The 13,674-nt window shown below is 68.7% G+C and carries 15 protein-coding genes and 1 pseudogene; 4 read left to right on the plus strand and 12 right to left on the minus strand.

The genetic code is table 11. The features are described from left to right. Positions 1 to 11: 11 nt before the first annotated feature. Positions 12 to 1,166, minus strand: coding sequence for a phosphotransferase family protein (locus G6N16_RS08905; protein WP_234805965.1), 1,155 nt, complete (start codon positions 1,164 to 1,166; stop codon positions 12 to 14). 43 nt (positions 1,167 to 1,209) lie between these two features. Between G6N16_RS08905 and G6N16_RS08910 the strand changes: the two genes are divergently transcribed. Continuing rightward, a complete protein-coding gene (locus G6N16_RS08910) occupies positions 1,210 to 1,821 on the plus strand; it encodes a TetR/AcrR family transcriptional regulator (protein ID WP_083032623.1) in 612 nt (203 codons plus the stop codon). Positions 1,822 to 1,829: 8 nt separating this feature from the next. Here G6N16_RS08910 and G6N16_RS08915 read toward each other — a convergent pair whose 3' ends face one another. Next, positions 1,830 to 2,666, minus strand: coding sequence for a thioesterase family protein (locus G6N16_RS08915; RefSeq protein WP_083032625.1), 837 nt, complete (start codon positions 2,664 to 2,666; stop codon positions 1,830 to 1,832). A gap of 116 nt (positions 2,667 to 2,782) precedes the next feature. Between G6N16_RS08915 and G6N16_RS08920 the strand changes: the two genes are divergently transcribed. After that, a complete protein-coding gene (locus G6N16_RS08920) occupies positions 2,783 to 4,195 on the plus strand; it encodes an aldehyde dehydrogenase (RefSeq protein ID WP_083032626.1) in 1,413 nt (470 codons plus the stop codon). A 68-nt stretch (positions 4,196 to 4,263) separates the two neighbouring features. Beyond that, positions 4,264 to 5,115 carry an SDR family oxidoreductase gene (locus tag G6N16_RS08925; protein ID WP_083032657.1) on the plus strand — a complete coding sequence of 284 codons (852 nt, stop codon included), beginning with the start codon at positions 4,264 to 4,266 and terminating at the stop codon, positions 5,113 to 5,115. On the opposite strand, the gene G6N16_RS08930 is transcribed toward G6N16_RS08925, so the two are convergent. The 10 genes and pseudogenes from G6N16_RS08930 to G6N16_RS08975 form a co-directional block, all read right to left on the minus strand. After that, on the minus strand, positions 5,116 to 5,961 hold the full coding sequence (locus G6N16_RS08930) for a TauD/TfdA dioxygenase family protein (protein ID WP_083032628.1): 846 nt from the start codon (positions 5,959 to 5,961) through the stop codon (positions 5,116 to 5,118). It lies immediately after the preceding gene. A 24-nt stretch (positions 5,962 to 5,985) separates the two neighbouring features. After that, positions 5,986 to 6,318 (minus strand): hypothetical protein, encoded by a 333-nt coding sequence (locus G6N16_RS08935; protein ID WP_083032629.1) that lies wholly within the window; start codon positions 6,316 to 6,318, stop codon positions 5,986 to 5,988. After that, positions 6,318 to 7,586 carry an aromatic ring-hydroxylating oxygenase subunit alpha gene (locus G6N16_RS08940; RefSeq protein ID WP_083032631.1) on the minus strand — a complete coding sequence of 423 codons (1,269 nt, stop codon included), beginning with the start codon at positions 7,584 to 7,586 and terminating at the stop codon, positions 6,318 to 6,320. The genes G6N16_RS08935 and G6N16_RS08940 overlap by 1 nt, the downstream gene beginning before the upstream one ends. A 36-nt stretch (positions 7,587 to 7,622) precedes the next feature. Beyond that, on the minus strand, positions 7,623 to 8,378 hold the full coding sequence (locus G6N16_RS08945) for an SDR family NAD(P)-dependent oxidoreductase (RefSeq protein ID WP_083032632.1): 756 nt from the start codon (positions 8,376 to 8,378) through the stop codon (positions 7,623 to 7,625). Beyond that, positions 8,371 to 8,673 (minus strand): annotated as a pseudogene (locus G6N16_RS08950) (2Fe-2S iron-sulfur cluster-binding protein); the annotation flags it as partial. The pseudogene G6N16_RS08950 and the gene G6N16_RS08945, both read right to left, overlap by 8 nt. A gap of 79 nt (positions 8,674 to 8,752) precedes the next feature. Further along, on the minus strand, positions 8,753 to 8,947 hold the full coding sequence (locus G6N16_RS08955) for a hypothetical protein (protein ID WP_083032636.1): 195 nt from the start codon (positions 8,945 to 8,947) through the stop codon (positions 8,753 to 8,755). Positions 8,948 to 8,957: 10 nt separating this feature from the next. Beyond that, a complete protein-coding gene (locus tag G6N16_RS08960) occupies positions 8,958 to 9,404 on the minus strand; it encodes a MarR family winged helix-turn-helix transcriptional regulator (RefSeq protein ID WP_083032638.1) in 447 nt (148 codons plus the stop codon). Positions 9,405 to 9,463: 59 nt separating this feature from the next. Then, the gene (locus tag G6N16_RS08965; RefSeq protein WP_163787836.1) at positions 9,464 to 10,711 is read right to left on the minus strand and encodes a metal-dependent hydrolase family protein; all 1,248 of its coding nucleotides are present in this window, start codon (positions 10,709 to 10,711) and stop codon (positions 9,464 to 9,466) included. Then, positions 10,708 to 11,034: a hypothetical protein gene (locus G6N16_RS08970; RefSeq protein WP_083032641.1), complete on the minus strand. Its 327-nt coding sequence runs from the start codon at positions 11,032 to 11,034 to the stop codon at positions 10,708 to 10,710. The genes G6N16_RS08965 and G6N16_RS08970 overlap by 4 nt, the downstream gene beginning before the upstream one ends. Positions 11,035 to 11,038: 4 nt before the next feature. Then, positions 11,039 to 12,304, minus strand: coding sequence for an aromatic ring-hydroxylating oxygenase subunit alpha (locus G6N16_RS08975; RefSeq protein WP_083032642.1), 1,266 nt, complete (start codon positions 12,302 to 12,304; stop codon positions 11,039 to 11,041). Between the two features lie 189 nt (positions 12,305 to 12,493). Here G6N16_RS08975 and G6N16_RS08980 point away from each other — a divergent pair, with 189 nt between their 5' ends. Continuing rightward, positions 12,494 to 13,636, plus strand: coding sequence for an amidohydrolase family protein (locus tag G6N16_RS08980; protein ID WP_083032644.1), 1,143 nt, complete (start codon positions 12,494 to 12,496; stop codon positions 13,634 to 13,636). The last annotated feature ends 38 nt before the right edge of the window (positions 13,637 to 13,674 follow it).

A 13,674-nucleotide genomic window follows, 5' to 3' on the forward strand; every position in this document is an offset into this window, starting at 1 on the left:
GGTTCGGCCTCCTAGTTCTCGTCGAGCAGTCGTTGCAGCAAGGGCTTGTGGTAGAAGAGCGTTTCGATGTCCTCGGGCCGCTCCATCTCGCCGAAATGCACCCGCCGGGCGCCGGTGCGCATGAACACGCAGCACCACACCACCCCGCAGTAGATGTAGAACCAGGTCAGGTCCGCCAACTCGACACCGGTCAGGCGCTCGTAGGTCGTGCGGACATCCTCCTCGCGCAACACATCCGGCATACCCTCCATGCCCGCCATCGCGCACAGTTCCTGGAACACCGAGTGCGCGAAGATGATCCACGACACGTCGAACTCCCGGGGGCCGACGGTGGCCATCTCCCAGTCCAGCACGGCGACCGGGCGGAAGTCCTGGTACAGCACGTTGCCGATCCGCGAATCACCCCACACCAGAACGGATTCGCCGGCGGCGATGTCGTCGGGGAAGTTCGCCTCCAGCCAGTCCAGGGCGCGGTCGACCAGCGGCGAGCGGCCCAGGTCCTCGGCGGCGAATTCGTACCAGTCCTTGAGCCAGCCGAAATGCCGGCGCAGCGAGGTGTCGCCGGGCGGGTCGGCCTGGGCCAGGAAGTCGAAGGTGGCCGCCGCATCGGGGATGGTGTGCAGCTTGGCGATCACCTCGACCGAGCTGTCCTGCAACAGCCTCTGCTGCTCTGTGGTGGCGTCGGCGAACCAGTTGTTGCCGAAGGTGTAGGGCATGACGTCGGGGGGCACCTGGCCGTCGACGTGGTCCATCAGGAAGAACGGCGCGCCGAGCACCTCGCCGGTGTCCTCCAGCCAGCGCACCCGGGGGACCGGGACGTCGGTGAGCTCGCCGGCCAGTCGCATCACCTCGAATTGGTGGTCCATCCGGTACGACGAGAACACCGGCACGTCGGCGCCGGTGGGGGCGACCCGGGCCACCCACTTCTCCTCGACCGGCCGGCCGTCGTTGGTCCAGCGTCCGGTGAGGATCAGGGTTTCCGAGCTCATGCCGTTGGAGTCGATGCCGCTTTCCACGGTGACCTCGGGGCGCACGCCGTCCATCCGGGTGGCCAGCCACTGCGACAGGATGGCGGGTACCGTACTGACATCGCGACTGGAGCGCTGCAACCGGTCGATGTTCTCGACGCTGCGGGTTTCGCCGGACGGTTCGGCATCTGTGGCCACAACTGGTCCCTTCGCGCAGAATTACGATACTGTAGGTAGCGTTATGAAAGCAGAAGCGGAGACGGTTGACAAGGGTGCCGGGCGACCGCGCGACCGGCGCATCGACGCCGCCATTCTGGCTGCCACCGCCGAACTCCTGGTGGAGGTCGGCTACGGCGCGCTGACCATGGCGGCGATCGCAGAGCGGGCCGGCACCACCAAGACCGCGCTGTACCGGCGCTGGCCGGGCAAGGCCGAACTCGTGCACGAGGCGGCCTTCCCTGCCGCGCCCGCCGGGCTGGCCGGACCGTCGGGCGATATCGCCGGCGACATCGCCGCGATGCTGGCCCACTCGCGCGACATGTTCAGCTCCCCGGTGGTGCGCGCGGCACTGCCCGGGCTGATTGCCGACATGGCTGGCGACCCGGAGCTCAACGACCGGGTGATGACCCGCTTCGGCGAGGCGTTCGCCGCCGTGCGCCAGCGCATCGTGGACGCCGTGGCGCTGGGCCAGGTGCACGACGACGTCGACCCCGATCGGCTGGTGGAGCTGGTCGGCGGCGGCACGATGATGCGGCTGCTGCTGATCCCGCAGGTCCCGCTGGACGACGAGTGGGTCGCCCAGACGGCGGCGATCCTCACCCACGGGGTGAAGACGGCCCCGGACCCGAGCTAGACCCGAACTCAGCCCGGTGCGGCGATGCCGTTGAAGTTCGGGTTGGCGGCCGAGGTGGTCAGGCCGGTGCCGATCGGCCCGCGGGCGTCGAACAGCGTGGCCGAACCCACCGCGATGCCCTCGGCGCTGTAGTGGGTGAGGGCGGCCAGCCCGATGTAGGGCCCCTCGGGCAGCCGGCACAGCGCCAGCGTGTAGTCGGCGTTGATGAAGCCCAGCCCGGACGGGGTGAAGTTGGTCATCGACGCCGTCACGTCGACGGCCAGCGCCGCGCGGACGAACGGCGACATCTCCTCGCCGGCGACCAGCGGCCGGATCTCCCGCAGCCAGGCGTACCGGGGCCCGTCGTACTGCCAGGGGAACCCGCCGCCGGCCGGTTCCTTGCCGTAGGCGGTGATGAACATCGGCACCGCCGGGTTGAACCGCTCGGGTTCGGCGGGCATCGGCGGCATGGACAGCGGGGTGGTCCACGCGTCGTCGGACGGTTGGGCCGACGGGCGCAGGTGCAGCGTGGAGGCGCGGGCGACCACCTCCCCGTGCTGGGTCATGGTCGCCGACAGCGCCCGCATGCGCTTGCCCACGCGCACCACCTCGGCGCTGACCTGCACGGGTTCGGTAGCCACCCGGCGCAGGATGTCGACGGTGAGGCGCACGGGGATGAGTTCGGGATCGTCGATGCGGGCCTCGACGGCGCGGGCCAGCAGCCCGCCGACCACCTGGCCGCCGAGGGTGGGACCCCAGCCGCCCTGCGCGATCTCGCCGGGCACCAGGGCGTCCCCGACCCGGGTGAAGAACGGGGCGTGCTCCGCGTCGGCCGGCGCGTCGGGGGTATCCGCTTGAGCTTCCATACTGAAATACTTACCGTAACGAACTCCCCGCCGCCCGGCGGCCCCCGCGGTCCGGGTTCGGCACCGCGCAGCCCTATATTGACAAGTAGTTGATAAAACCCGGAGAGGTGGCAGCCATGGCCGAGGACGGCACCGAGACGATCACCGTCATCTCGCCGCACACCGAGGAGCCGATCGCCACCGTCACCGCGCCCGGCCCGGCCGACGTGGACACCGCCGTCGTCACCGCCCGCGCCGCCTTCGACCACGGCCCGTGGCCGCGGCTGGACGCGGGCGAGCGCATCGCCGTGGTCCGGCGGCTGGCCGAGATCTACGCCGCCCGCGGCGGTGAGATGGCCGAACTGATCAGCCGCGAGATCGGCGCGCCGATCAGCTTCGCCCGCCGCGTCCAGGTCGGTATGCCCAACGCCCTGATGGGGGCGTTCGCCACCCTGGCCGAGGGTTACGTCTGGGAGGAGGATCGCGCGGGCTTCTTCGGGGCGCCGGTGCGGGTGCGACGGGAACCCGTCGGGGTGGTGGCGGCCATCACGCCGTGGAACGTGCCGCAGCTGCTCATCGTCGCCAAACTCATCCCCGCGCTGCTGACCGGCTGCACGATCATCGTCAAACCCGCGCCCGAATCCCCGCTGGACGCACTGCTGCTGGCCGAGATGCTCGCCCAGGTCGACCTGCCGCCCGGGGTGGTGCAGGTGCTGCCGGGCCGAACTGAGGTCGGCGCACGTCTGGTGTCGCACCCCGGCATCGACAAGGTGTCTTTCACCGGGTCGACGGCGGCCGGGCGCGCCGTGGCCGCGGCGGCGGCCGAGAACCTCACCCGGGTCAGCCTGGAACTCGGCGGCAAGTCGGCGGCCGTCGTGCTGGACGACGCCGACCCGCAGGCGGTGGCCACCGGGGTGCGCCTGGCCAGCCTGGCCAACAGCGGGCAGGTCTGTAATGCGTTGAGCCGCATCCTGGTTCCGGCCGCGCGCGCCGGCGAGTACGTCGACGCGCTGGCCGCCGAACTGGCCGGCCTGCGGGTGGGTGATCCCGCGGACCCCGACACCGTGATCGGTCCGCTGATCAGTTCCCGCCAGCAGGAGCGGGTACGCGACTACATCCGTTCCGGTCAGGCCGACGGCGCGCGGCTGGTGCTCGGCGGCACCGAGCTGCCCGACGGGCTGGACTCCGGTTGGTACGTGCGGCCCACGCTGTTCGCCGACGCCGACAACTCGATGACCATCGCCCGCGAGGAGATCTTCGGACCGGTACTGACCGTCATCGGCTACCGCGACGAGGAGGAGGCGATCGAGATCGCCAACGATTCCGACTACGGACTGGCCGGATCGGTGTTCACCGCCGACACCGACCGCGGGCTGGCGGTGGCCGCGGCCGTGCGCACCGGCACGTTCGGCGTCAACGCGGGCTACCCGATGGATCCCGTCGCCCCGTTCGGCGGCGTGAAGTGCAGCGGATACGGTCGGGAACTGGGCACCGAGGGACTCGACGGCTACGTCGAGACGAAATCCATTGCGCTGCCGCGGCAGCGCTGAACCGCATAACCGCTGCAGTGCCGAATCGCGTTGCCGCGCAGAGTAGATCACCGGGAGGACATGTGAGTTTGAACTTCGAGGGACGCGTCGCCGTCGTCACCGGCGCCGGCGGCGGACTGGGCCGCTGCCACGCCCTGGACCTGGCGCGCCGGGGTGCGCACGTCGTCGTCAACGACCTGGGCGCCGCGGTCGACGGCACCGGCGGATCTTCGGCCGCTGCGGCCGTCGTCGATGAGATCACCGCGGCCGGCGGCTCGGCGGTGGCCAACACCGACTCGGTCGCCACCCCCGAGGGCGGCAAGGCGATCATCGATGCGGCCGTGGACAACTTCGGCCGCATCGACATCCTGGTCAACAACGCCGGCATCCTGCGCGACGCGGCGTTCAAGAACATGACAGCGGACAAGGTCGACCCGGTCATCGACGTGCACCTGCGCGGCGCGTTCCACACCTGCATGGCCGCCTGGCCGCACATGCGGGAACAGAACTACGGCCGGATCATCATGACCACGTCTGGATCCGGCCTGTTCGGCACCTTCGGCCAGTCCAACTACGGGGCGGCCAAGACCGGGCTGATCGGTCTGATGAACGTGCTGGCCATCGAGGGGAAGCGCAACAACATCCTGGTCAACGCCCTCTCTCCGATCGCCAAGACCCGGATGACCGAGAACACCATGGCCGAACTGGTGAAAGAGGCCGCGCCCGAACAGGTCACGCCGGTGGTCGTCTACCTGGCCCACGAGGACTGCGACCGCACCGCGCACATCTACCGGGTCGGCGGCACCAAGGTGTCCCGGGTGTTCCTCGGGGTCACCCCGGGCATCGACATCCCGGGTCTGACCGCCGAGGACCTGGCCGCCAACATCGACACCGTCGACGACCCGACCGGCTACATCATCCGCGGCGGCCCGGGAAGCTGACTACCGGATGGGTTCGTCGCCGAGCACGGTGGTACGCAGCATCTCCCGCGGCGAGTCCGGCTCGTAGGGCGCGGCGCGGTGCAGCACCCCCTGGTTGTCCCAGATGACCGTGTCGCCGACGGCCCAGCGGTGGCTGTACACCTTTTCCCGTGTGGTGGCGTGCGCGAGCAGCTCGTCGAGCAGCGCGCGGCCCTCGTCGAGATCCATCCCGACGATGTAGTCCGCCGACGCGCCCAGCACCAGCGACTTGCGGCCGCTGCGATGGGTCCACACCAGCGGGTGCTCGTGGGTGGGGCGAGAGCGCCAGCGCGCCAACATCTCCGCGGGCGGGTCCGGCCACACCCGGCGCTGGGAGGCCTCCAGTGAGTGCACCACCCGCAGCGAGCAGTAGCGCTCCTTCTCCGCATCGGTCAGATCCTCATACGCGGCATAGGAATTGGCGAACTCGGTTTCGCCGCCGCGGGAGGCCACCTGGATCGCCGAGAGCACCGTCGCCTTCTGCGGGCACTCGTCGTGCAGCGGCGTGCAGCCGTCGATGTGCCAGTCGAAGGTGGCCTTGAGATAGTCCGCCGAGGCGTTCTTGGACTTGTCCAGGGTGATCGGGTAGATCCCGGATACCGGGTGATGGCCGTCGGAGGACCGGTCCACCTCGCCGAGCCGGCTGCAGAAAGCCACCTGCGCCTCGGGCTCCAGGCGCAGGCCGTGAAACACCAGCACCCCATTGTCTTCCAGGGCGCCGGTGATGGCGGCGGCCAGCGTGTCGTCGCCGGCCAGCCGGTCGGAGTCGACGCCCTCGACGGAGGCGCCCACCGATTCGGTCAGCTTGTTGATGGTCAGCACGGTCATGGGATTACCTTCCGGTACAAGGGATCAGGGCCGGGGTTCGCCGGTGCGGATCATCACCGCGTCGGCGGCGTCGACCGGCGCCGGCTGGTGCATGACCTCCACCGCCATCGCCACCATGATCAGCGAATAGATCAGGTGCAGCAGGTTCAGCGCATCGTCGGGCAGGTCGTCGAGCGGGTACTTGTCGCAGTACTCGATGGCCTCCTCCACCCGCGGGAAGAACACGTCGTAGAACTCATGCAGCTCGGGCATGGTCGAGGCCAGCCGCTGATTCCACCGCTCGGTTTCGGTCTCCAGGCACCAGGTTTCGGCGAACGGTTCCAGTTCGGCGAACCCCGGGGGCAGGCGGTCGCCCATCACGCCACCCCGGCCGTTCGCTGCTCGTCGGAGTAGGCGCGCACCCAGTCGCCGGTCGCCTTGTGCAGGTGGCGGACCAGGATCTCCTGGTCATTGAGCGGGAACTCGTCGATGATGTCGAACTCCAGGGCGGCCTGGGTGCCGCCGAGCATCCCGGCGTCCTGCAGAGCGAACTCCTTGAGGACGACGGCGGCCACCTCGTGCTCGATGCGCTCCCGAACGGTTCGGGCGGGACAGAAGTAGGTGTAGGCCTCATACCGATGGGTGTTGTGCGACGTCGGCCAGTACCGGTACAGCAGATACCAGCCGCCGTAGAACAGGATCTCGATGTTCGGGAAGATCTGGAAGTTGCTGATACCCCAGGGTTCGATGCCACCGGGATTGAGCCCGGCCATCGGCAGCTCCCCGAGATCGGGGGTGTGCCACGGGCCGACCAGCCCGCTTCGGGTGGCCCGCTCGATCGGGTACATGTACTCCTTGGGCAGCAGCCAGCGCCGGGTGCCGGCGGTCGACACCAGCCGGTGCGGCCCGTCGATCTGGAAATGCCCGCAGGTGAATCCGGCGTTGGGTACCCGGACCTCGGGTGGCACCTGCTGGGAGTGCAGCGCCGGCACATGGTAGTACTCCTGGAACGCGTCGGCGAAGATCTTCCAGTTGCTGTTGTTGTGTGCGATCCAGTCGTAGCGCTCGGTGAGCTTGTGGAACGGGTAGTCGTCCAGGGCGGTGACCATCGGCCCGAGGAACTCCCGCAGGCTCTGGCGCGGCTGCGAGTCGAAGTTGACGAACACGAAGCCCGCCCACACGTCGCAGTGCACCGGCAGCAGGTCGTAGCCGTCGCCGGGGGGATTGCCGCCGGGAGCATCGTGCAGGGTGCCGTCCAGGGCGTAGCTCCAGCCGCACCGGCGGCAGGTGAGTTGGGGTGTGTTGCCGGATATTTCGCCGCTGGGCCCGGGGGCGTTGTCGGAGTGGGCCAGCGGGTTTCCGTGGTGGCGGCAGACGTTGTGGAAGGCGCGGATCACGCCGTCGTCGCCGCGGACCAGCAGCACCGAGGCGTCGGCCGCCTCGACGGGTTTGGTCAGGAAGTCACCGGTGTTCGGGATCTCCTCGACCCGGCACAGATTCAGCCATGCCCGCTTGAAGACGGCCTCGCGCTCCAGCGCGTAGAACTCCGGGGAGATGGAGTCGCGGAACGAGATTGGGCCGGTGCCCAGCTCGGGGTAGTGCTCGGTCCAGGAGCCTTCGGCCGGCTTGGGCCAGTTCGTCGCCATACCAATCTCCTCGTCAGCGATACCGGTTCGCGCGCATCACATCACCGATCCGCCGTTGACGCCCAGGATCTGCCCGGTGATGAAACCGGCCTGATCCGAACACAGGAACCCGACCGCGGCAGCGATGTCCTCGGGTGTGCCCAGGTGCCCCACCGGGATGTGGGCGGCGATCTGCTCGTTGGACGGCAGGTACCCGGCGGCCTGGGAGGCGTGCTGCATCGGCGTCTCGATACCCGACGGCGGAATGTTGTTCACCGTGATGCCGTTCGCCGCGTACTCGCGGGCCAGCGACTTCGTCAGGGTGAGCAGTGCGCCCTTGGAGGCGGCGTAGTGCGCGGCGAACGGGGTGCCGCGCTGCGCGCTCGACGACGAGATCATCACGATCCGGCCCCAGCCCGCCTCGACCATGTCGGGCAACCCGACCTGGCAGCAGTGGAAGGTGCCGGTGAGGTTCACCTCGACGATCCGCTGCCAGTCCGCCACGGTGATGTCGGCGAACGGCGCGTAGCCGAACAGTCCGGCGCTGGTGACGAGAATGCCGACGGGGCCGAGCTTTTCGCGGACGGTGGCGAAGGCGGCTTCCACCTGGGGGCGCTCGGCCACGTCGACGGTCACGGCGATCGCCTCGACGCCCTCGTCGCGCAGCTCGCCGGCCACCCGGGCGGCGGCGTCGGCGTTGAGGTCGAGGACGGCGACGCGGTGCCCGCGCCGGCCCAATTCGTGGCAGATGGCCTCACCCATGCCGGAGGCGCCGCCGGTGACGACGGCGACCCGGCCCGACCGGCTAGGCATAGTTCACCGTGACCGCGTCTCCGGTGGGGATGGCCTGGCAGGTGACCACCCAGCCCTCGGCCACCTCGTCGTCGTCGAGGGCTTCGTTGTTGAGCATCCGGGCGCTGCCGCAGGTGACCTGGGCGATGCAGGTGCCGCAGTTGCCGACCTCGCACGACGACGGGGCCTGTAGGCCGGCCAGCCGGGCGGTCTGCAGCAGGGTGTTGCCGTCACGGTGGGTGACGGTGACGGTCTGCCGGTCGAGGTGGATGGTCACCGTGGTGGCGGTGCCGGTCTCGGCGGCGGGCGCGGGGGCGGCGGGATTCATCCCCCTCAGAGTATCAAGTACTTGTTATTAGATTCAAGGGTCGGCCGAAAAGGGGGACCGATCACGGTCAGACGAACCAGAGCGCTTCCATCGCCACCATCATCGGAATCCGTAGCCATTTACGCTGCAGTGCGCGACGGACCCACGGCCGCGGCGACCGCTGCGCGATCGTCTCCCACTCGTCCCACTGCACCCGGGCCCACGCCACACCGAGCCACACCGCCAGCAGTACTACGACGACGCCGCACACCACCCAGCCCATGGGACCCCCCTCAGACGTGGTCGGATTGCAGGGTGTGGCCGGTGCCCTGTTCGACGACCCGGGTCAGCAGCGCGCGCAGCTGCTCCTGCTCGTCGGGCGACAGCACGCCGAACACCCGGTCGTGGGCGGCGACGGCGTCGGTGAACACCGCCGCGGCCACCTCGCGGCCGGAATCGGTCAGGTACGCGTGCAGGATCCGGCCGTGCGCGGGATCCTGGCGGCGTTCCACCAGGCCGCGTTTCTCCAGCGCGGTCAGTGCCAGCTGGACGCCCTGCGGGGTGATCAGCAGCCGCCGAGCCAGCTCCGCGCCGGACAGGCCGGGTTCCAGCGCCAGTTGACGCAGCACGCCCAGGTGCGCGGTGGACACGCCGTGCGGTTTGACGGCCTCGTTGACGGTGGTGAGCGAGAAGTAGAAGGCCTGCTTGAGCAGCCACAGCAGGTTGTCGGTGAGCTCCACCGGCTGCCCCCTCCCGTGTTCGCGCGGCGATCCGATCCCGAGGCTAGTGCATCCCCGGGCTAGCTCTGCTTGTAGACCTGCCCGTCCTTCATCACGAACCGGACGTCGAGGGTGCGACCGATGTCGACCGACGGGTCCCCAGGCACCGCGATGATGTCCGCGAGGTACCCGGTGGCCAGCTGCCCGAGTTCGTCGGCGGCGTCGACGAGTTCGGCGGCGGTGACGGTGGCCGCGCGGATGGCCTGCATCGGGGTCATGCCGCGCTCGACGAGTGCGCACAGCTCCTTGGCGTTCTGCCCGTGCGGGATGGCCGGGGCGTCGGTGCCGCAGGCGATCCGCACTCCCATGTCGATCGCCTTGGGCAGCATGGTCTTTGCCCGCGGGAACACTTCCAGTGCCTTCTTGCGCAGCTCGGGGGCGATCCGGTCGATGGCCATGGCGTCGGTGAGATAGGTCGTCGACACCAGGAAGGTGTCGTGCTCGACCATCATCGCCAGGGTGTCCTCGGTGGCCAAGAACCCGTGCTCGATGCAGTCGATGCCGGCGCGGATGCAGGCCCGTACGGCGGCATCGCCGACGGCGTGGGCGGCCACCTTCACCCCGGCGCGGTGCGCCTCGTCGGCGATGGCGGCCAGCTCGGCGTCGGAGAACTGCTGCGCGCCCGGCGCGGTGCTGTGCGACATCACCCCGCCCGAGGCCGACACCTTGATCAGCTTGGCGCCGTGGCGGATCTGGTAGCGCACCGCGGCGATGACGTCGGGCACGCCGTTGGCGATGCCCTCGGCCACCGACAGCGGCATGATGCCGGGGGCCAGGCGCTGGAAGACCGTCGGGTCCAGGTGCCCGCCGTACGGGGTGATGGCGTGCCCGGCCGGATAGATCCGCGGCCCGACGTGCCAGCCCGCATCGATGGCGCGCTGCAGCGCGACGTCGAGCAGGTAGCCGCCGGTCTTGACCATCAGACCGAGATTGCGGACGGTGGTGAATCCGGCCTCCAGGGTGGTGCGAGCGTTGACCGCGCCGCGCAGCGTGCGGTACGCGGGATCGTCCTGCACGCCGTGCATGGGCGTCGGCAGGCCGTCGGGGTTGCCCGGCCCGCCGATCAGCAGGTTGAGCTCCATGTCCATCAGCCCGGGCAGCAGCGTGACGTCGCCCAGGTCGATGACGGTGGCCTCGGCCGGTGGCTGCGCGGGGTTGACGGCGGTGATGACGTTGCCCGTCACGACGACGACGGCGGGGGCGTGGATCTCGCCGGTGACCACGTCGGCCCAGCGCGCCGCCTTCAGGACGGTGACCGGCTCGGTCACGGGGCCGGCTCGTAGACGCAGTCCAGGCTGGTGGCACCGGAATCGGGCACCCGTGGCTGCTTCCAGCACTCCACCGGGAACGACACCGTGATCATCGAGTACAGCAGGTGCATCAGGTTGACGACGTCGGCGGGCATGTCGTCGAGCGGGAATTTGTCGCAGTAGGACAGGGCCTCCTCGGCCCGCGGGGTGATGGCGTCGTAGAACGCCTGCATCTGGGTCATGGTGGATCCCAGCCGCTTGGCGTAGCGGGCCGCCTCGTCGGGCAGCGCCCAGTCGGCGAAGGGTTCCAGGTCGGCGAATTCCGGTGGCAGCAGGGTCATCGCGTCACACTCCCGCGGTCTTGGTCTGGTAGTCGGCGATCCAGTTGGCGGTCTCGGTGTGCAGATGGCGCAGCAGGATCTCCTGATCGCAGTACAGGAATTCGCCCACCACCCGGGTCTCCAGGCTGGACTGGGTGGCCTCCAGGGTATTGGCGTCCTGCAGGCCGTACTCCTTGAACGACTGGGCGGCCAGCTCCTGGGCGACCCGTTCGCGGGCGGTGCGCGGCGCCGGGAAGTACAGGGTGCATTCGAAGATGTGACTGCGGTACGACGTGGGCCAGTAGTGGTAGGTCAGATACCAGCCCTGGCCCCAGAACAGGATGACGAAGTTGGGGAACAGCTGGAACGAATCCAGGCCCCACGGGTCGCATTTGGCGGGATTGAGCCCGTCGGGCATGGGCCCGAGGTCGGGGCTGTCCCACGGTCCGAACAGCCCGCTGCGGCAGATGTCCTCGATGGGCTTGCGCATCTCGGCCGACATCTCCCAGACCCGCACCCCGGAGGTGCTGACCAGTCGGTGCGGGCCGTCGAGGCGGTAGTGCGGCGCCTCGAATCCGGCCTCGGCGGCGGCCTTGGAGTAGGCCGTCGGCGACTGGTTCGCGTGCAGGATCGGGGCGTGGTAGAACTCCTGGAAGGCGTCCATGTAGAGCTTCCAGTTCGCGTTCACCTCGGCGCGGTAGGTGAACCGAGAGGTCAGTTTGTCGAACGGGTAGCCCTGCAGGTTGGTAACCATCGGGCCAAGGAATTCGGCCAGCGACTGCTCGGGCTCGGCGGCGAAGTTGACGAAGATGAAGCCTTCCCAGACCTCGCAGTGCACCGGAACCAGGCCGTACTTGTTCTTGTCCAGGTCGAAGAACTCGCCCTCCTGCTGCACGAAGGTCAGGTTGCCGTCCAGGTCGAACCGCCAGGCGTGGTACTTGCAGGTGAACTGACGGCACACACCGCTGGTCTCCTCGGTGGGGATGTCGTTCCACACGAGTTTGTTGCCGCGGTGCCGGCAGATGTTGTGGAACGCCTTGATCTCGCCGGCCTTGGTGCGCACCACGATGATCGAAGTGTTGACGACCTTGAGTTCCTTGGTGAAGTAACTGCCCTTGCGGGGGATCAACTCCACCCGGCCGACGTTGAGCCAGGCGCGTTTGAAGATCGCCTTGCGTTCCAGCTCGTAGATCTCCGGGTTGATGGAGTCCTCGTAGGACACCGGGCCGGTGCCGAGCGCCGGGTAGTGCTCGGTCCAGCTGCCTTCGGCGGGTTTGGGGAAACGCGGCATGCAAACTCCTGTACTCGGCGTCGAGGGCGCGGCGCGGTGGGGGTCCGGTTCGACGGTAGCCCCCGGCGCCATCAATGACAAGTGGTTGATATTGACCGGTTGCTGTGCATTCGCTCAGCGGTCGGCTAGGTTGGAGGCGACGGTGCACGCCCCGGCCCGGACGGCACCACGTGCGACGGAGGTTCTGCCATGACGATCACCGCCAGTGAACGCAAACCCGCGGCCGAACGCATCGCCGTGCGGTGTGTCGACTCCGATGTGCACCCGATGCCCAAGCGTGGCCAGCTCGTGGAGTACCTGCCCGAGCCGTGGCGCACCAAGTACTGGGGCAGCCACACCTACGGCGAACTGATCTACTACGACGCCCCCGACTACGCGCACTCCTACGCCATGCGGCTGGACACCTTCCCCTCCGACGGCGAGTTCGCCTGCAGCGACCCCGATCTGGCGTTCAAGCAGCTGATCATGGAGGCCGGGTCCGATATCGCCATCCTGGAGCCCGGCGCGTATCCGGCCCGGCTGCCCGAGGCCGACCACGCCATGAGCCAGGCGCTGAACTCCTGGCAGGCCAACCACTGGCTGGACTCGCACAACAACTGGCACGAGCGCTGGCGCGGCTCGATCTGCGTGTCGATCGAGGCCCCGGCGGCCGCCGCCGCGGAGATCGAGAAGTGGGCCGGGCATCCCTATATGGCGCAGATCCTGATCAAGGCCGAGCGCCGCCCGTCCTGGGGCGACCCGTGCTACGACCCGGTGTGGGCCGCTGCCACCAAACACGACATCGTCGTCAGCTGCCACCTGTCGCGCAGCCACCACGAGGAACTGCCGATCCCGCCGGTCGGGTTCCCCAGCTACAACCACGACTTCATGTGCAGCTACTCGCTGCTGGCCGCCAACCAGGTGATGTCGCTGATCTTCGACGGCGTCTTCGACCGCTTCCCGACGCTGCGGATCGTGTTCGTCGAGCACGCGTTCACCTGGATCCTGCCGCTGATGTGGCGGATGGACGCCATCTACGAGGCGCGGAAATCCTGGATGGACATCAAGCGCAAGCCCAGCGAATACGTCAAGGAACACATCAAGTTCACCACCCAGCCGCTGGACTACCCCGAGGACAAGACCGAACTCACCCGGGCGTTCGAGTGGATGGAGTGCGAGAAGATCCTGCTGTTCTCCTCCGACTACCCGCACTGGACGTTCGACGACCCGCGCTGGCTGGTCAAGCACCTGCCCGAACACGCCCGCGAGGCGGTCATGTTCAGAAACGGCATCGAGACCTACCACCTGCCCGACACCGTTCCCGCGCTGGAGGGCCAGGTTCGGGTTTTCTAGCGCTAGGTACAGCCCCGGGAGCTTGGGCTTCAGCGGAG

The organism is Mycolicibacterium insubricum, from assembly GCF_010731615.1.
Classification (GTDB): Bacteria; Actinomycetota; Actinomycetes; order Mycobacteriales; family Mycobacteriaceae; genus Mycobacterium; species Mycobacterium insubricum.